Genomic DNA, 17,768 nt, shown 5'->3' with positions numbered 1-17,768 from the left:
TCCCCGCCGCGTGGCGCGTTATGATCACCTGCAGCTGTTGCGGCTGCCCGAGCGCCTGCCCCGTCGCAAGAATGGGGGCGGCGGGCCTCCTCCCCAGCGCAATCCACGCGGGCATAGCGATCGTCTGGGGCAGGAGCTCGATCAGGCCGTAGCCGCCCAGCGCCAGCGTCGTCGTCCTGATGCGGTCGATCCGTCGTTGATCTTGCGGGTTCAGATGAGCGGACCTTTGCTCGAAGAGGAATGGAATCGCGTCGGCCTGACCGTCCTTTCGAGCGACGAGGATCGCACGCTTGTCCTCTTCTCCTCGAGCGATGAACTGACCGAGTTCCAGCGCAAGCTCGACGCTTACGGCCAAGGCGTTCAGCCTGGGCGACAGAACCCGGCCTTTTCCTCATTCATCGCCAATGTGGAAACGATTGCCGAGGTCACACCGCGCGATCGGATCGGCATGCGTGCCCGAGAGGCGGGGCTGGTCGATGTCGACGACTTCCGGGTGGGCGAGGCGTACACGGTTGATATCGAGCTTTGGGATCTTGGCGCCCGGGCCTTGCGCGAGCGCAAGATCGACTGTGGAGGGCGGTGACAAACCAGGCCAATGGAGCGCCTGCGATTTGCTGAGCGCGGCGGTGTAAAAGCCGGCCATTGGTTAGGCTGCTCCTTTTGGAGCGGCCAGGGATGTTTGCCGTGGAGAGTTATGCAGCGGTTCGGCGCTTTGTGTTTGTGGAAGGGAACAGCCAGCGGGAGGCGGCGAAGGTATTCGGTCTGAGCCGGGATACGATTTCGAAGATGTGTCGGTTTTCGCTGCCGCCCGGATACACGCGCAAGAAGCCTGTAGCGAAGCCCAAGCTTGGGGCATTGCTACCGGTGATCGACGCGATCCTGGGAGAAGACCGGGTTGCTCCGCTGAAGCAGCGACACACGGCCAAGCGGATATTCGAGCGGCTGCGGGACGAGCATGGTTATGGCGGCGGCTACACGGTGGTGAAGGATTATGTGCGGCAGAGCCGGGCGCGCAGCCGCGAGACGTTCGTGCCGCTGGCGCATCCGCCGGGGCACGCGCAGGTGGATTTTGGCGAAGCGGTGGGGGTGATCGACGGCGTTCGGCAGAAGGTTCACTTCTTCTGCATGGACCTGCCGCAGTCGGATGCCTGCTTCGTGAAGGCCTATCCTGCGGAGACGACCGAGGCCTTTCTCGATGGGCACGTGTCGGCGTTCGCCTTCTTTGGCGGAGTGCCGTGCTCGATCCTGTACGATAACACGAAAATCGCGGTCGCGAAGATTTGCGGCGACGGCAAGCGCGAGCGCACGCAGGCCTTTACCGGGCTGGTCAGCCACTATCTGTTCACGGATCGGTTCGGGCGTCCCGGCAAAGGCAACGACAAGGGGAAAGTCGAAGGCTTGGTGAAGCATGCGCGATCGCACTTCATGGTACCGATTCCGCACGCCGCGAGTTACGACGCCTTCAACGCTGAACTGGAGCGCCGCTGTCGTATGCGACAGGAGGAACGGGCCGGTCGGCACAGCCAGACGATCGGCGAGCGGCTCGTGGCCGATCTGGCGGCCTTGCGTCCCTTGCCGATGGGCCTGTTCGAACCGTGCGAGACGAGGAGTGCGCGCGTGTCCTCGACCGCGCTGGTGCGCTACCGGACCAACGATTACTCGGTTCCGACCCGCTACGGCTTCCAGGATGTCGTGGTGAAGGGCTTCGTCGATCGGGTCGTCATCCTGTGCGGCGGCGAGGAGATCGCCCGTCACCCGCGCTGTTATGGTGAAGCCATGTTCGTGGCGAACCCGCTCCATTATCTGGCGCTGATCGAGACCAAGCCCAATGCGCTCGATCAGGCCGCCGCGCTACAGGACTGGGCCTTGCCCGAGGCGTTCCAGCATCTGCGTCACCTTCTCGAAGCCCGCATGGGGAACAAGGGCAAGCGCGAATTTATCCAGGTCCTGCGCCTGCTCGAGGCGATCCCGATGGAGGTGGTGACCTTCGCCGTGACCGAGGCGATCCATATCGGCGCCATCGGCTTTGATGCGGTCAAGCAGATCGCGCTGGCGCGCATTGAGCGCAGGCCCGCTAGGCTCGATCTTGCGGCCTATCCCCACCTCCCCAGAATGGAGGTGAAGACGACACGCGCCGCCGACTATGCCGCGCTCATACCGGGAATGGCGGCATGAGCCGGGCGAGCGAAGACAAAATGCCCGCCGGCACCACGGCAGGCACGCCGCAGGTTCTGCTCGCGCATCATCTCAAGCAGCTCAAGCTTCCCACAGTGCTGCGCGAATATGAGAAGCTGGCCCGGGAATGCGCGCGCGACGGTATCGATCATAGCCGCTACCTGCTTCGCCTCATCGAACTGGAACTGATCGACCGGGAGCGCCGAACGGTCGAGCGTCGGATCCGTGCCGCCCGGTTCCCGGCGGTGAAGAGCATCGACACGTTCGACTTCACCGCTATCCCCAGCCTCAACAAAATGCTCGTGCTGGAACTGGCGCGGGGCGAATATATCCTGCGGCGGGAAAACATCATCGCATTGGGCAACAGTGGGACCGGAAAGACCCACGTCGCGCTCGCCCTGGGGCTGGCGGCCTGCCAGAAAGGCTTCACAGTCGCGTTCACGACGGCTGCGGCTCTGGTGAACCAGTTGATGGAAGCCCGGGATGAAAAGCGGCTGCTCAAGATGCAGCGCGATCTCGCGGCGGTGAAGCTGCTCATCGTCGATGAACTGGGCTACGTCCCGCTCTCGCCCACGGGCGCCGAACTGCTGTTCGAGACCTTCTCCCAGCGTTACGAACGCGGATCGACGATCGTGACATCCAACCTTCCGTTCGAGGACTGGACACAGGTTCTGGGCTCGGAGCGCCTCACCGGCGCGCTGCTCGATCGTCTCACCCATCACGTCAGTATCCTCACTATGAACGGCGACAGCTACCGCCTCCGGCAGTCCGCCAGCCGCCGCCGCGCTGCCGGGGCGGAGCAAAACCAGGCCACCGCCCCCGAATAACCCGCCGCAAAACGGCAAATATGCAAAGGGCCCCGATCGGGGCCCTTTGCATATCATCCGCGCGCATCATCAGTGGCCTGCTTTTACTCCGCCACGCTGGCCGGAAATTAGACCGCCGTTGACACAGCGGTGTGGATGTATCGCTCTTCGTCGATAATCTGCTCGATAAGGCGCCTATCAATTACAACCGCAATTTCAACGACAGCCTGTATATCTTCGGCCAGACGGCACTGCGTCCGCGCACGATTGGCGTGACGGCTTCCTACCGAATGTAGGCTGTGGTCGGAGGCGCGGGTAGCTCCTTGCGCCTCCCCCGCCGTTGCCTGGACAGCAACATCAGGGATGCCATCGGCATCTCTTCGGAAGACGGTTCCAGGGGCAATGCTCGGGGACAGTCACGAGCGCGACGTGAGATCGCGCGCGCCAACCGTCACGAGGAATAACATGATCAAGGAACGCTGGCAGATCGGTGCCTTCACCGTCACAAAGGTAGTGGAACTGGAGCGTTCGTCCGAAAATGGCCGCCCCGGTTCCACGCTCCCCGATGCCCGACCGGATCTCGTCAAGGAAATCGACTGGCTCCATCCGCATTTCGTGACGGATGAGGGGTGGCTCAAGACGAGCATCCATGCCCTGCTGGTCGAGACACCGGATATCCGGCTGATCGTCGACACCTGCGCCGGCAACGACAAGGACCGCCATCTTCCGCAATTCAATCGTCTGTCGACGACATTTCTCGATAGCCTGGCCAACCTCGGCTGGACGCGTGAAAGCGTCGACGCGGTCCTCTGCACGCATCTTCATGTCGACCATGTCGGATGGAACACGATGCTGGTGGACGGCGAATGGGTGCCGACTTTCCCTCGTGCGCGTTATTTCTTCGCGGAAGAAGAATATCGCTACTGGCTTGCCAGTCTGGAATGCGAAGCCGGTCTTGACGGCCTGACGGCAGAGACACTCGATCTCATGGACAACCGAGCGGTCTTCCTCGATTCCGTCAAGCCGATCGTCGATGCCGGCCTTGTTGCGATGGTCGAGACGGACGCGGTAGTGGCGCCGGGCGTTTCCCTGATGCCGACTCCGGGGCACACGCCAGGCCATGTGAGCATCGTTCTGGAATCCGAGGGCGAACGGGCAATTATCACGGGCGACATGATGCACCACCCGTGCCAGATCGCTAGGCCGCAATGGTCGTCGGGCTTCGATTCCCATCCCCATATTTCAGAAGAGACGCGGCAGACTTTCCTCTCACAGTTCGTGGACAGTCCAACGCTGGTGATCGGCACCCATTTCACCAGCCCGACCGCCGGGTGGATCGTGCGTGATGACACCGGCTACCGCCTGAAATTCTGAAAGTGAACCCGCGCCAAGGCAGGGTTCAGTCGATCGGCGCGAGCGCGATCTGTTTATGAAGCCATTGCCGGAAACGCGAGAGCGCGCCACTGCTCCACCGCGTTTCCCGTGCGATGAGATGATAGCCGCCCAATGCAAGGGGGCCCTGAGGTTCGTCAGCCGGATCGAGCCGGACAAGCTCGCCTGAATCGAGCCATTCGCGCACGAAGAAGCGATTGCCTATACCGATGCCCTGGCCGTGCCGCGCTGCATTCAGCATCAGGCTGGCATTCCACATGCGTTGGCCGGGGATATCCTCGCTCGTGATAGCAATCCCGCGCGCTCCAAGCCAGGCGCGCCAATAATCCGTGCTTTCCATATGGAGCAGCGGGAAGGACAATATGTCTTCGACGCGTCGGAAACGGTCTGCAATGCTGTCACGATAGGCAGGACTTGCGACCGGGAAGATGTCCGGTCGAGACAGGGACGTTGTACGCAGTTGATCGTTTGGACCGGGTATTTCGGAATCCAGAAGATAGCGGATTTCTGAATCCGCCTCATTGGTGCTGAAATCGACGCGCCTGTCCGATGGCCGGAAGTCGAGATCAATCTCAGGATATTGCTCGCGGAAATCGGGGAGGCGCGGCACGAGCCAGGACGTCGCTATACCGGCAGCGCACCAGATGATCAGCTTGCCCTGCTCGCGTCGCCGGTAATTGTCGGTCGCGTCGGCCAATTGCGTGAGGGCGACGGAAATCTGTGCATGATAGTCGCGGCCCTCGGGCGTGAGCCAGTCATGCCCGCTTTTTCTTTCGACGAGCGCTGTACCCAGTTCGCCTTCGAGCGCGTGCAAATGGCGGCTGACCACAGCATGGTCGATGCCAATCGCCTGGGCCGCCTTGCGCGTGCTGCCCAGGCGTCCGAATGCCTCGAACGCCCGGAGCATCGCCAAAGATGGTATGAAACGCAGCTTATCCAATATCCACCCCTTTAAGCCCGGGGTGATCATCGCAGCTTTGTCCAAGCGGGTAAATGTCACGCCTTCAAGGCAACTTATTTCTATGATTTTAGGCGAAGGACGCGAAGGTCTTGCGGGTTTCCTCGAGAGTACGCCACACGCCTTTCCATCCTTGCGGGACAATGGCCGCTTCGCCAGGACCTACCTCGATCGCGCTGCCGTCTTCATTTTCAAGCCTGAGATGACCCTCCAGAACGGTGAAGAACTCGTCGACCGGATACCCATGCACGGCAATGGCACCCGGTTGACCAACCCAGATGCCGAGATTGACGAGCTTGCCAGCGGGAGCGAAATCGGGCGCCCAGATATCAGAGACCGGTTGGCCTTCGAGAAACAGTTCCGGCGGAAGCGGCATCTGGCCGCGGAAAATGTCATCGGACTGCGAAACCAGACGAGGAAGCGGCGAATCAAGCGCCATGAGGTTCTCCTTTGGAATTTGGATAACACGCATTCATCCTCAAGAATCGCGCGTTCGTAAGAGAGCGAAAGGGCAAAGCCTGTTGTCTTCCATGCAACGCTTTCATGGGGTGTCAGGCCCATTTTACGCCACCCCCTGAGGTCGGAATTATCGAATTTCCAGATTGGCAATTGGGTGACCTGTGCGCAAATGAGGATCACAACATGTCGTTCCGGGCATACCGTCGATCGGTCCTCGTGATGGTACGGGAACTGGGCGGGGCCATTATCGCCGCTGGCGTCGTCGGTCTCGCTTCGCTGGCGCAGGCATGCTCCGTTCTGCCGACCGCCATAAGTGCTGGCATGTTCGATGGTGCGGCAGTGGTCGAGCATTTCAAGGAACCACATCGCGGTCGCAACGTGTCGACCGCGCTCGTCAGCGATATCGACGCGGCTTTTGTCGTGCTCGGCTTTGCAGTGGGCACGCTTATGTCCATCCAGATTTAGACCTGCAAATCATTGACCGGCGTACGGCAGAGCCGGCTAGGGTTCAGCCACCGCCGAATTCAGTCAAAGCCATTCTCCCTAGTTTGTTCAGACCACGCCTGATGATAGTTTGCCGTCATGGGACTGAACAACGTGACGGTAGAAGGCTATGATTACGCGACGCCTGTCGAGGATGCACAGATTGGCCAGATCATCGATCTTGACCTCGGCGAGATTCCGACTGCTAAAACCCTCATAGGCGGCCAGTTCTATCAGGATCTGGTCGACAACCGTGTTCAGATCGTTGAGCGTATGAACAGCGGCAATCCGCGCTACCTTTGCGCGGAATGCCTCACGCCGGTCTATCTTGTGTCGACGCCGGACAAGCGGTTTTTCTTTCGGCATCGATCGGAGGAGGACGATTCCTGTTCCGCCAAGACCCGACCACCCCTGACCGCGGAAGAAATCACGGCTCGGAAATATCATGGGCTCCGGGAAAGTCAGCCCCATAAGCACATCAAGAGCCTGATTGAACGCAGCTTGGCGGCAGATGCAGACTTTTCTGACATCGCGGTCGAACGCAACTGGAAAGGTGCCGATTCCAGGCGTTACCGGCGTCCCGATGTCCAGGCGGGACATCTGCAGGGCAAGATCGCGTTCGAGGTTCAACTGTCTACGACATTCCTCAGCGTGGTTGCTGGTCGCCGCGCCTTCTATCGCAGGGAGGGAGGCCTACTCGTCTGGGTGTTCGGGTCTTTCGACGCAGGATACCGACGCCTCACCACGGATGACCTGCTCTATTCCAACAATTCCAATATCTTCATCGTTGATGACGAAACGACCGAGCTTTCCGAACGGACCGGCATCTTCCACCTGCGATGTCATTACCGGATGCCGGTTCGTGATGATGCGAAGATCACCGATGCTTGGGCGGAGAAGGTGGTGCCCTTTGCTGACCTCACGCAGGACAGGGATGGCCAGCGTCTTTTCCTGTTCGATTTCCATGCCGCCGATGCTGCCTTGCGCGCGGCAATTCAGCAGGAGGCCGATGATGCCAAGGCGATGGCGATCCGTATCGATCAAGCTGACCTGTACGAGTTCTGGCTGGAACATGGCCGTTCGTTTCGCCACACGCCGGAAAATCGTGCAAGCTGGCGGCAATTGCGGGACCGTTATGAACGGCGCGGGTTAGAATTGCCCGAGTTTCCCGATAGCCACGAAGCCACGCGGGTCATGCTGTCCGCGCTCTACAGCGCGCGCGACGGGAAGCCCATGGGTTACAAATTCTCCAAGCTGGTACAAGTGGCGCATCAGGTTGCTGAGGCCTGTCCAAGCCTGTTCATCGCCTTTTACAGTGCAGTGGACGCCTATGGTCATAACGACCTCTTGAACAGTCAGGACGGCAGCGGGAAATGGCGTCAGAGACTGAAAGGGGCGGATGGCATATTTAGCCGTATCAAACGCGACGATCCAGTGTTCCAGCCGGAAGGAAGCGTTCTTCCGCTGATTTACTTTTTGTTTCCTGAAATATCGGATCGTGTTGCCGCAGCGGTGGATCGATATCGTGACAGTCTATTTTGAACAAATCAGAGTGATTGTGAATGTTCTTCTTCTGAAGTGACAAGAAACAATATGCCGTCGATGATGTCGGATTGGTCAAGGATTTGGGGAATGGCCGCGTGCAGATATTTTTGCGCAACTCGGATGAGGACATCATCATCGATGAAACGCAATGGGACAGGGCATTGGTCCGCACACCCCAGTCTTTCGTCCCTGCGGCTCCCGAGACATGCGTGCTGGGCATTTGGTGGGAATCAGACAAGAAAGTCGGCGGATATTTATAAGAAAGCCGTTTTGGGCTGGTCGATCAGCGGCGATGGATATCTTCACCCCTGGACGGTGGACGGCGTGGATGATGGTCGGAATGATTTGCCTGCTATCCTTCAGCCCGACGGGCAGGTGGAAGAGTCGATAGATCGCCGTTACGAAAATGTTACCCAATGGTATGAAGGCGCGAAGGGCAAGGCACTGGAAGTCGGCTTTAATAACTATCGCTGACGATCTTGCCTTGGCCATTAGCGGGTTCTGCCCTGGGTATGAGCAGCCTACTGGCCCGCAGCGGCGCAGCAGCTACCGGGATGCTCGCCGCATGCAGAGAATACCGTCTTGCTTACAGTTCTTGGCTCAAGGAACGATAGTAGCGACGCTGGCCTGATCCTGCGGGATGCTCGTGCTGGAAACAGCCGGCGAAGTCGTCGATGGCCTGCATGACACCGCGCAGCGAGGGAGCCGTAAATGCCTGCGTTTGTCCGGTGGACCAGTGTGCAAGAAAGTTGCTTACGATCGTCGCAACAGGCGGTGCTGAGCCCAGAAACCTGGGGTGGCGCGAGGATCAGCTGATTGGCCGCCTGATGCAGCGCAGGCGATGTTGATGGCCATCCATTGCGGCGTGTATGGCTGCCCTGGCCGAGGATGCGTCGGATAGCGAGGTCGTTACCTCGCATCCTGCTACCGAAGTAGCGACTCGGGCGATTCGTCCGTTGAAAGCGGACTTCTTCAAAGCGCTTTACGCGAACATCGACGAATATGGTGCAGCGGGGCGCGGGCTTATCTCGCGCGGCTTTCGACTTACCGATGAGACAATCGCGTCGCTGGCCAACTGCCTGTTGGATTTGCCTGCGGAGGAAGGTGTCGCTGGCGCTTACGTGAAACGCTTGCGGCAGAGGGAATGAGCGGAGCGTCCCTAACGCGCGCTACGTTAGGCAGCTCTAGCAGAATTGGTGATTACCCAGTGATTACACGGAGGAAAATGATGGCGAAAATTGAGCAATATTTTGATTGTAAATCAGAGCATTATGGCATTTTATGCCTTGATGTCTGGTACTTTCGCTACCGCAGGCGCTGACCCCGCCAGCGACCCCACGCGAGCGCCGGGAGCATGGTTGCCCCCACCAGCGGGAAGAGCACCGCGAGGACTGCCAGCAGCGCCTTGACGCCAGCCGGCATCCGGTCGCCCGTCTGAAGTGTGGGCGCTCCCAGCTCACCTTGCGGACGCCGCCGCCACCACAGCACCAGGCCCGCCGCGACGCTGCCGACCAGCATGAGGCACACGGCGCAATTGGCGAGCTGGTTGGCTAGGCCATACTGCCGCCCCATGTGCGTCATCACGCCCCATTCGACTGCCTTGGCGACCGGACTGTAGTCTGCCCAGCCGACATTGCCGAGCACGCGGCCGGTGCCGGGATCGACATAAAGCGTCCGCTGGCCCTCGGCCTTGTCGGGCACGTAGGACACCGTGAACACGCCCTTTGGTCCTCGCGGGTAGATGATGCGCACGCCTTCGCCAAAATGCGCGCGGTCGAGCAGGGGGAGCAGCGCCTCAATCCGCGCGATGCCGATGGGGCCGCTGCCCGAACCTTGCGGCATGGGGTGTGGCGGATCGTCCAGGGCAGCTTCGCATCAGCCGGCGGCATGGCCATCATCTTGTGCATGGCATGGGGATCACTGGCGGGCTTCCCGTCTGCCTCGGGCGGCGCATGGAAGTTGGGCGAAGGCGCGATGAACGGCACTGCCTCGCCCAGCTTTGCGAACTGCGCACCCCAGAAGGCGGACCATGGCAGGCCCGTCAGCACCAAGAGGATCACGAAGACGGCGAGGAAGATGGACGGAATGGCATGGAGATCGCGCCACATCCGGCGCCCTCCTGCGCCAAGGCGCGGGACGATGACGCCCCGCACCTTCCACTTGCGCGGCCACCACAGCCATATACCGGTTGCCATCATCACGAGCGTCCAGCAGGCGACGAGTTCGACCACATGGCTGCCGATCTCGCCGCCCAGCAGCGTTCCGTGGACCTTGCGCACCAGATTGGTGGGCTGGAAGGCGAGATCTGCCGCTCCGGTGATCCGGCCGCGCCGGGCATCGAGGAACAGATCCTCGGCGGTGCCATCGGCTTTGCGCACCGACCAGATTGTCGCCTCGTCCGCCGTGAACGGCAGGCGCACCCGCAACACCGCCGCGCCCGGCGCCGCGGCCCTGACGATCGCTTCCTGCCGGGCGAGTGGCAAGGTTGCTAGATCTGGCGCGGGCGCGATGGTCTGCACACTGCGGTTCCACCAGGCGTCGATCTCGCGGTCGAACAGGTAGATCGCGCCGCTCAGGGTGAGCACGATCAGAAGCGGCGCAGTCCACAGCGCGGCATAGAAATGCCAGCGCCAGACGGCCCTGTAACCGTGGGGACGAACGGGTTCCTCCGGGTTTGCCATGGCCGCGCTCCCTCAGAAGCCAGCCGATACGCGCACGCTGAAGGTGCGCGGATCGCCGGGATAGACGGCAAACCCGTTGCCCGATGCAGTGAAGTACCGCTCGTCGAAGAGGTTGCTGAGCGTTCCATCGATGCGGAACAGTTTGAGCGCGAGGCCCACCCCGATATCCGCCAGCGTATAAGCGGGCAGCGTCGTGTCGCTGCCATCGACGAGCGCGCGGCTCGTCACGTGGTTCACCCCGCCGCGCACGGTGAGCGGCGTGCCGGGCACGGCAACGCTGGTCCGCGCGGTCAGGCTGTGGCGCGGAAGATCGCCGATGCGCTTGCCCGCGATGCCATCGTTGCTGCGGGTCACCTTGCCGTCCATCAGCGCATAGCCCGCGCTCAGGTCCCACCATTCGAGCGGCTGCCATTCGCCTTCGAGCTCGATCCCCCGCACGCGTTGCTCGCCTGCGTTCACGCTGAAATCGGGATCGACCGGATCGGCTGTCACCGCGTTCACGCGCTTGATCTGGAACACCGAGAAGCTCGCGCGCAGGGTACCGGTGCGATAGCGCAGCCCCGCTTCGGCCTGGTTCGAACGCTCCGGTTGCAGCGGTGTGCCGGTGCGGGTCCTCGCGCCCGCCGTGTTCTCTACGTCGAAGCCGGTGTTGTAGCCCGCGTAGAGCGAGACCGCGCCCGTCAGGCTGTACGTCGAACCCAGCTGCCAGATCGTCGTGCTCGTTTTCGCGCGGTTGTTGGTGGCGCCGCCGTAATCGCCGTCGCGCGCATCGATCCAGCTGTGACGGACTGCGCCGACCAGGTTCCAGCGTGGGGTCAGGTCGATCTGGTCCTGCGCGTAGAGCGCGTGTCCGTCGATGTTGTAGAATCCGTCGAAGGCAAACGTGCTGGTGGGCGCCGTGCCGTTGAAGCCATAGACCGGCGCCAGCACGTTGATCGGGCTGACATTGGTCAGGTTGAACTGGGTGAAGCGGCTGCGTTCGTGGTCGTATTCATAGCCCAGAAGCAGCTTGTGGGTCAGCGGACCTGTCACCACCCGGCCGGCGAGATCGAGCTGCGCGATGGTGTAGCGGTCGTCCTCGCGCCCACGCCGCCCGTTGCGGTTGATGAGTGCCGGGTTCGCGCCGTCAGGCGCGCGCAGGCGGATCTGCAGGAAGGCGCTGTTGAACTCCTGGTATTGCAGGCGCGGCGTCACCGTCCAACCATCGGCGAGCCGCACGTCGACCCAGGTCTGCACCAGCGGCGCGTCGGCGGTGAGCGTATCGACTGCAGGTTCACCCAGATAGAGCCCGCGCCGCAGCGCTGGCACGCCCTGTTTCACCGTCCCGGCCAGCGGCAGCCCCGGATTGCGCCGCGTGTCGCGCTCGACATACTCGGCGACGAAATGCGCGGTCACATCATCCGACGGCGCGTAGCGCAGGTTGAGCGCTATGTTCTTGCGGTTGAGGTCCTGGAAATCGACGAAGGTGCCGGACCGCTCGACTTCACCCGTCACGCGCAGCGCGAGGCCGGGGGCGAGGCCGGTGTTCATGTCGAAGGTCAGCATCTTCTGGTCGAACTGTCCCGCCGTGAGCGCGAAACTGCCAAACTGTCGATCTTCCGGCTGGCGCGTCACGATGCTGACGATGCCGCCCACAGCCGATTGGCCATAGAGCACGCCCGATGGGCCTTTAAGCACTTCGACCCGTTCGATGTTCGAAAGCGCGGAAGCGTCGACGTCCTCGTAGTAGCGCTGACGGATGCCGTTGCGCATCTGGTCGGCCAGGAAGCCGCGCACCTTGAGGCTGAACGACTGGTAAGGGCCGACGCGCGAGAAGCCGGGGTTGGCGCTCGGCACCGTGCGCAGCAAATCGCCAACCGAACGCGCGCCGCGTTCGATGATGTCCTCGGCGGTGACGATCTGGATCGATTGCGACAGCCGCGCGATCGGGATGCCGGACTTGGTGCCGAAATCGCCGGAAAGCTTGGTGCCGGTGACGATGATGTCGCGGCTGTCTGTATTCTCGGGGGCGGCGCTCTCTTCGGCGCGCGCAGGGGTGGTCGCTGCCAGCAGGGCGGCAAGGGCAACAATCGAGGTCTTCATGGGAAATCACGCTCCGCACCGGCGCGGCAAGGCGCGCGCGGTTCATCGGGAAAGGGTGGCCGGCGCGCAGGCGCGCAGGTCGGTCTGTTCCGTCAGAGGGTGAGCGGTGGTCCGCGCAAGGGTGGCCGCAGGCGGCTGGTCCAGCGCGGGCACGGGGCCGGTGTCGGCGCGAAGCCGAGCGCAAGGATGAACGCGAGCGCCAGCGCCAGCAGCGCTGCGTCGGCCCCGGCGGTCGAGGCCATCGAAAGCGAGGAGAACGCGCAGTCGCTCTTGGCCGAACCGCCAGTCTTGCCTGCGGTGCCCTTCATCGGGATCGCGATTTGCGCAATGCCGTCATGATCGAGGCTGTCGACGCAGATGCTGATCGTGAAGACCTTGGCATCGGGCGCGACCATGAAGCCGGCGGGCATGACCATCCGCAGGCACAGCGCCGCTCCGACCAGCACCATGGCCAGCAGGTGGTGACGCAGAAGAAGGGCGCGCAGGGCGTTCATTCCGGCTCGGCCCCTAGCGCCGGGACGCCCGCGTGTCACCCCGTTATGCCTTGCGAAGCCTTGCTGCCGATACTGGGCTACCCGCGAATTAACCAATTAACCTCTTCCTAACCAAGCGGGCGTAACCTTCTCGTCAACGCCAGACGGAACAGGATCGTCCGGCATGGCAAGCGAAGCGAGGGGCCCATGGCCACGACCGAGACAGCGCAGACCATTCTCTCCGAAATGCGGGAGTTCGCCGGATTTTCGCCGTGCGAGCAGCGCTACATCCGGCGCAGTCTCGATGTCGGGCTTGGCCGTCACGATGCCTTCCGGCGCTGGGCGCGCGGGCCGGCCGAAGCGGCCTCGATCCGCACGCAATACGTGATCTATCAGGACCTGAAGCTGCTGCGCGGCTTGCTCAAGAGCGAGACCGCAGGCGGCGAGGGTGCCGGTCTGGAAGACCTCGAAACGGTGATGGGGCCGCTCCTGCGCGTCACGACCTTCGATCTTGCGCAGGGCCGCATCGAATGCTTCTCGGCCTACCGCTTCCTTTATGAACGACTGCTCGGCGCGGAAGTGCGCCCCTGGCTGCCCGGCGCGTTCTGCGGCGCTGCGGCACTGCCGCACATCCGCCCGGAACGGCGCAAGGAACTGCTCCAGTCGATCAGCGAAGCCGCCGCGACCGCGCCGGGTTGGTCGATGCGTGCGCCGCGCTTCTTCCCCGAATACGTCGAGATGGAAGAGGCGGCCTGACGGTTCCCGGCTGGTCCCTCGACCAGCTCGAAGTGGTTACTTCGCGCGGTCCGGCTTGGCCCGCCACGTGCCCTTGCGGTGCGGCTTCTTCGGTGCTTCGGGGCGACCCGCCTGCCGATAAGGCTTGGGCGCGTGGTTCGGCTTGCCTTCGCGGCGGTGCCGGCGCGCGTCGTCGCGCGGGGCGCCGTCCATCGGCATGATCTCGAACTCGTCCGCTTCCTCGGCAGTGCGACGCACGGCGTCCATGAAGCGCGCGGCAATCGCGGTCGGCACCTCGAACAGGGTCTCCTGTGCGGTGATGCGGATCGCGCCGATCTCGCTACGGCTCACATGGCCGCGGCGGCACAGCAGCGGCAGGATCCAGCGCGGATCGGCGTTCTGGTTGCGCCCGAAGTTCAGCCGCATCCAGGTGCTCTGCTCGAAGCCGGGGCGGGGCTCGCGCTGCGCGGGCGGGCCGGCATCGCCCGCGCTCATCAGGTCTTCGGGTTCGGGCAGGCGGGCGCGGTGAACCTGCACGAGCGCGGCGGCGATATCCTCGGCACTGCGTTCGGCAAGCAGACGGGCGGCGAGCGCGCGGTCCTCCTCGCTGGCCTCGACCGGCGCAAGAAGCGCGGCCATCATCCGGTCATTGTCGGCGGCGCGAATATCGGCGGCAGAAGGCGCCGGCACCCATTGCGCCGGAATGCGCGCGCCGCGCAGCATGGCCTCAACGCGCTTGCGGCGCGGATACGGCACGATGAGCACCGCGGTGCCCTTCTTCCCTGCGCGCCCGGTGCGGCCCGAGCGGTGCTGCAGCGTTTCGGCGTCGCGCGGAATCTCGACATGGACGACGAGGCTGAGGCTCGGCAAATCGATCCCGCGCGCGGCGACATCGGTGGCGACGCAGACGCGGGCGCGGCGATCACGCAGGGCCTGCAAGGCATGGTTGCGCTCGCTCTGGCTGTGCTCACCCGATAGCGCGACGACTGCGAAGCCGCGCTCGGTCAGGCTGGCGTGAAGGCGGCGGACGTTGTCACGCGTGGCGCAGAACAGCATCGCGGTCTCGGCTTCGTGGAAGCGCAGCAGGTTGACGACGGCATGCTCGATATCGGCGGGCGCGACGGCCATCGCCTGATAATCGATATCGCCGTGACCGCGTTCTTCCGAGACCGTGGAGATGCGCAGTGCGTTGTTCTGGTAGCGGCGGGCCAGCGCGACGATCGGCGCGGGCATCGTGGCCGAGAACAGCAGCGTGCGCCGCTCCTGCGGGGTTGCATCGAGGATCGCCTCGAGGTCTTCGCGAAAGCCCATGTCGAGCATTTCGTCGGCCTCGTCGAGCACGGCAACGCGCAGCGCAGAAAGCTGGAGCGCGCCGCGTTCGAGGTGATCGCGCAGGCGGCCCGGGGTGCCGACGACGATATGCGTGCCATAACCGAGCGCGCGGCGTTCGCGCGAGGCGTCCATGCCGCCGACGCAAGTGGCGATGCGCGCGCCGGTCTGTTCGTAGAGCCACTCGAGCTCGCGGCTGACCTGCAGCGCGAGTTCGCGGGTGGGGGCGATGACGAGCGCGAGCGGCGCACCGGCGGGGCCCATGCGATCTTCACCCGCAAGCAGTTCGGCGGCCATCGCGAGGCCGAAGGCGACGGTCTTGCCCGAACCGGTCTGCGCGGAAACGACAAGGTCGCGGCCCACGGCTTCGGCTTCGAGGACGGCGGCCTGCACCGGAGTGGGAGCGGCATAGCCGCGTGCTGCCACGGCGGCGCCGAGGGCGGGGGGGAGCTGGGAAAAGGGCATAGGGCTTTCGGGGGAAGAACGTGTGTCCGGACATGCGGTGGCGGCCGGAACGCACCGCCTCCACGCCGGGAGAAGCGCGCCCTATAGACCAATCCGAGTGGTTTGGCTTGTGCTGATTGCAGGAGAGGCGGATTTTGCGCCCTCTTGTCAGCCGTGGCGACAGCGGACAAGCTGGCGCGACAAGAACAACAGGAGGGGATCGGGATGCATCTTCGCACACGCGCGATGCGGCTGGCTGTGGCGGCTGCGGCGACTTTGCCGGGTTGGGCGCTGGCCGCACCACCTGCAGATCCGGCACTTGCACCGAAGCCTGCCAGCGCGGCGACCGTCGCGGCGCAACAGGCCGTAGCGGCGGCCTTGCCGCAGGAAGACGGGCGTGATGCCGCCTTTGCCGCGCAGGGCTTTGTCGCCAGCGCCAGCGATCCGGTCGTCCGCGATGCAGCGGGCAAGGCGGTTTGGAACCTCGCGGCTTATGACTGGGTGCAAGGACCGGCACCGGCCAGCGTGAACCCCTCGCTGTGGCGCGAGGTCGCCCTGCTGAGGAGGCACGGCCTCTTCGCCGTAGCGGACGGGGTGTGGCAGGTTCGCGGTTTCGACGTTTCGAACATGACGGTGATCCGGGGGCAGGCCGGCTGGGTGCTCGTCGATCCACTCACGACGAAGGAAACCGCGGCGGCGGCACTCGCGCTGGTCAATGCGCAGCTGGGCGCGCGGCCGGTTTCGGCGGTGATCTACAGCCACAGCCATGCTGACCATTTCGGCGGGGTGCGCGGCGTGATTGCCGAGGCGGACGTGACGGCGGGCAAAGTGCAGGTGATCGCGCCGGCACACTTCATCGAGGAAGCCGCGAGCGAGAACATCCTTGCCGGCTCCGCCATGGGGCGGCGTGCGCAGTACCAGTTCGGCGGGGGTCTTGCGCCGGGCGCGCAAGGGCAGATGGGCAGCGGCATCGGGCTCGGCGTCTCGTCGGGCACGATCACGCTGATCGCGCCGACAGACATTGTCAGCAAGACGGGCGAGACGCGGGTGGTCGATGGCGTGCCCATGGAGTTCCAGATCGTCTCGGGCAGCGAGGCGCCGAGCGAGCTCAACGTCTATCTGCCCGGGCCCAAGGTGCTGCTCTCGGCGGAGATGAGCACCTGCTCGCTGCACAATATCCTCACCCCGCGCGGGGCCAAGGTGCGCGATACCCGGGCCTGGGCGGGTTATCTCGATGAAGCCCTGCGGCTCTATGGCGGGCGCAGCGATGCGGTCATCTCGAGCCATTGCTGGCCGCGCTTCGGGCAGGCGGAGGTTAGCCGGATGCTGGCGAGCCAGCGCGACAACTACCGCGTGCTGCACGACCAGACACTGCGGCTGATGAACCGGGGCGAGACCCCGGCGGAGATCGCCGAAGCGCTGGTGCAGCCCGCCGCGCTCGCGGCGGACTGGTTCAACCACGGCTATTACGGGACCTACAATCACAACGCGAAAGCGGTCTACCAGTTCTATCTCGGCTGGTATGATGCGGTGCCGGCCAATCTGAACCCGTGGCCGGCGGCGGAGCGCGCCAAGCGGCTGGTCGCAGCAATCGGGGGGAATGCCAAGGTGCTTGCGCAGGGGCGCGCGGCGATGAAGGCGGGCGATTACCGCTGGGCCTCCGAACTCCTCAGCGCTGCTGTCTTCGCTGATCCTGCCAACAAGGCCGCGCGCGCTGCGCTTGCCGACAGCTACGAGCAGCAAGGCTATCAGGCGGAAAGCGCGATCTGGCGCAACCAGTTCCTTGCCGCCGCGAGCGATCTGAGGAACGGGCGCATTGCTTCCGCTACCTCGAGCCAGAGCCAGGACATGATCGCGGCGGTGCCGACGCAGCTTCTGCTCGATTCGGTGGCAACACGGCTCGATCCGGTGAAGCTGGCGGGCCGGCATATGGCGATCAACCTCGTGATGCCCGAGCGCAAGGAAACGGCGGGCATCGAGCTGACCGGCACGGCCATGCTGGCGCGGATGGAAGCGGCACCCGGCGCGGCGGCGACGTTGACGGCCCCGCGCCGCCTGCTGCTGGGGCTGCTGTTCCTGAAACTCCCGCTTGCGCAGCTGGAAGCGGCGGGATTGAAAGTGGAGGGCGACCGCGCAGCAGTGGAAGCATGGCTGGCGGCGCTCGATCCGATGCCGGGGGCGTTCAATATCGCTGAGCCGTGAGGCG

General features: G+C 63.6%; 18 protein-coding genes. 11 read left to right on the top strand and 7 right to left on the bottom strand.

Annotation, left to right across the window (positions count from 1 at the left end):
- Positions 1–10: 10 nt before the first annotated feature.
- The 5 genes from Q0082_RS19195 (at position 11) to Q0082_RS19175 (ending at position 4,355) form a co-directional block, all read left to right on the top strand.
- Positions 11–583, top strand: a complete 573-nt coding sequence (locus Q0082_RS19195) for a hypothetical protein (RefSeq protein ID WP_298195206.1) — start codon at positions 11–13, stop codon at positions 581–583.
- 92 nt (positions 584–675) lie between these two features.
- The gene (gene istA / locus Q0082_RS19190) at positions 676–2,175 is read left to right on the top strand and encodes an IS21 family transposase (protein ID WP_063977127.1); all 1,500 of its coding nucleotides are present in this window, start codon (positions 676–678) and stop codon (positions 2,173–2,175) included.
- 20 nt (positions 2,176–2,195) lie between these two features.
- A complete protein-coding gene (gene istB, locus Q0082_RS19185; RefSeq protein WP_298195246.1) occupies positions 2,196–3,002 on the top strand; it encodes an IS21-like element helper ATPase IstB in 807 nt (268 codons plus the stop codon).
- Between the two features lie 131 nt (positions 3,003–3,133).
- A complete protein-coding gene (locus Q0082_RS19180) occupies positions 3,134–3,277 on the top strand; it encodes a hypothetical protein (protein ID WP_298195205.1) in 144 nt (47 codons plus the stop codon).
- Between the two features lie 169 nt (positions 3,278–3,446).
- Positions 3,447–4,355 carry an MBL fold metallo-hydrolase gene (locus tag Q0082_RS19175; protein ID WP_298195204.1) on the top strand — a complete coding sequence of 303 codons (909 nt, stop codon included), beginning with the start codon at positions 3,447–3,449 and terminating at the stop codon, positions 4,353–4,355.
- 25 nt (positions 4,356–4,380) lie between these two features.
- Here Q0082_RS19175 and Q0082_RS19170 read toward each other — a convergent pair whose 3' ends face one another.
- Together Q0082_RS19170 and Q0082_RS19165 are read right to left on the bottom strand one after the other, a co-directional pair.
- A complete protein-coding gene (locus Q0082_RS19170; protein ID WP_298195203.1) occupies positions 4,381–5,373 on the bottom strand; it encodes a LysR substrate-binding domain-containing protein in 993 nt (330 codons plus the stop codon).
- A gap of 28 nt (positions 5,374–5,401) precedes the next feature.
- A complete protein-coding gene (locus Q0082_RS19165; protein WP_298195202.1) occupies positions 5,402–5,770 on the bottom strand; it encodes a cupin domain-containing protein in 369 nt (122 codons plus the stop codon).
- A 239-nt stretch (positions 5,771–6,009) separates the two neighbouring features.
- On the opposite strand from Q0082_RS19165, the gene Q0082_RS19160 reads away from it, so the two are divergent.
- The 4 genes from Q0082_RS19160 (at position 6,010) to Q0082_RS19145 (ending at position 8,966) form a co-directional block, all read left to right on the top strand.
- The gene (locus Q0082_RS19160; protein WP_298195201.1) at positions 6,010–6,255 is read left to right on the top strand and encodes a hypothetical protein; all 246 of its coding nucleotides are present in this window, start codon (positions 6,010–6,012) and stop codon (positions 6,253–6,255) included.
- 117 nt (positions 6,256–6,372) lie between these two features.
- Positions 6,373–7,815, top strand: coding sequence for a DUF6035 family protein (locus Q0082_RS19155; RefSeq protein ID WP_298195200.1), 1,443 nt, complete (start codon positions 6,373–6,375; stop codon positions 7,813–7,815).
- Positions 7,816–7,956: 141 nt separating this feature from the next.
- A complete protein-coding gene (locus tag Q0082_RS19150; protein ID WP_298195199.1) occupies positions 7,957–8,292 on the top strand; it encodes a hypothetical protein in 336 nt (111 codons plus the stop codon).
- 395 nt (positions 8,293–8,687) lie between these two features.
- The gene (locus tag Q0082_RS19145) at positions 8,688–8,966 is read left to right on the top strand and encodes a hypothetical protein (protein ID WP_298195198.1); all 279 of its coding nucleotides are present in this window, start codon (positions 8,688–8,690) and stop codon (positions 8,964–8,966) included.
- 157 nt (positions 8,967–9,123) lie between these two features.
- On the opposite strand, the gene Q0082_RS19140 is transcribed toward Q0082_RS19145, so the two are convergent.
- The 4 genes from Q0082_RS19140 to Q0082_RS19125 form a co-directional block, all read right to left on the bottom strand.
- On the bottom strand, positions 9,124–9,390 hold the full coding sequence (locus Q0082_RS19140; protein ID WP_298195245.1) for a hypothetical protein: 267 nt from the start codon (positions 9,388–9,390) through the stop codon (positions 9,124–9,126).
- A gap of 8 nt (positions 9,391–9,398) precedes the next feature.
- Positions 9,399–10,499, bottom strand: coding sequence for a PepSY domain-containing protein (locus Q0082_RS19135; RefSeq protein WP_298195197.1), 1,101 nt, complete (start codon positions 10,497–10,499; stop codon positions 9,399–9,401).
- Positions 10,500–10,511: 12 nt separating this feature from the next.
- Positions 10,512–12,581 (bottom strand): TonB-dependent receptor, encoded by a 2,070-nt coding sequence (locus Q0082_RS19130; RefSeq protein WP_298195196.1) that lies wholly within the window; start codon positions 12,579–12,581, stop codon positions 10,512–10,514.
- Between the two features lie 92 nt (positions 12,582–12,673).
- Entirely contained in the window at positions 12,674–13,075 is a 402-nt protein-coding gene (locus Q0082_RS19125) for a hypothetical protein (protein ID WP_298195195.1), read from the bottom strand.
- A 186-nt stretch (positions 13,076–13,261) separates the two neighbouring features.
- Here Q0082_RS19125 and Q0082_RS19120 point away from each other — a divergent pair, with 186 nt between their 5' ends.
- Entirely contained in the window at positions 13,262–13,810 is a 549-nt protein-coding gene (locus Q0082_RS19120; protein ID WP_298195194.1) for a hypothetical protein, read from the top strand.
- A 36-nt stretch (positions 13,811–13,846) separates the two neighbouring features.
- Here the strand turns inward: Q0082_RS19120 and Q0082_RS19115 are convergent, their stop codons facing one another.
- Entirely contained in the window at positions 13,847–15,583 is a 1,737-nt protein-coding gene (locus tag Q0082_RS19115; protein ID WP_298195193.1) for a DEAD/DEAH box helicase, read from the bottom strand.
- Between the two features lie 204 nt (positions 15,584–15,787).
- On the opposite strand from Q0082_RS19115, the gene Q0082_RS19110 reads away from it, so the two are divergent.
- Positions 15,788–17,764 carry an alkyl sulfatase dimerization domain-containing protein gene (locus tag Q0082_RS19110; RefSeq protein ID WP_298195192.1) on the top strand — a complete coding sequence of 659 codons (1,977 nt, stop codon included), beginning with the start codon at positions 15,788–15,790 and terminating at the stop codon, positions 17,762–17,764.
- Positions 17,765–17,768: the final 4 nt, after the last annotated feature.

Source organism: Novosphingobium sp., from assembly GCF_027489515.1.
Taxonomy (GTDB): domain Bacteria; phylum Pseudomonadota; class Alphaproteobacteria; order Sphingomonadales; family Sphingomonadaceae; genus Novosphingobium.
The sequence above is the reverse complement of the archived record's forward strand: the minus strand, read 5'-3'. Positions and strand labels throughout refer to the sequence as shown.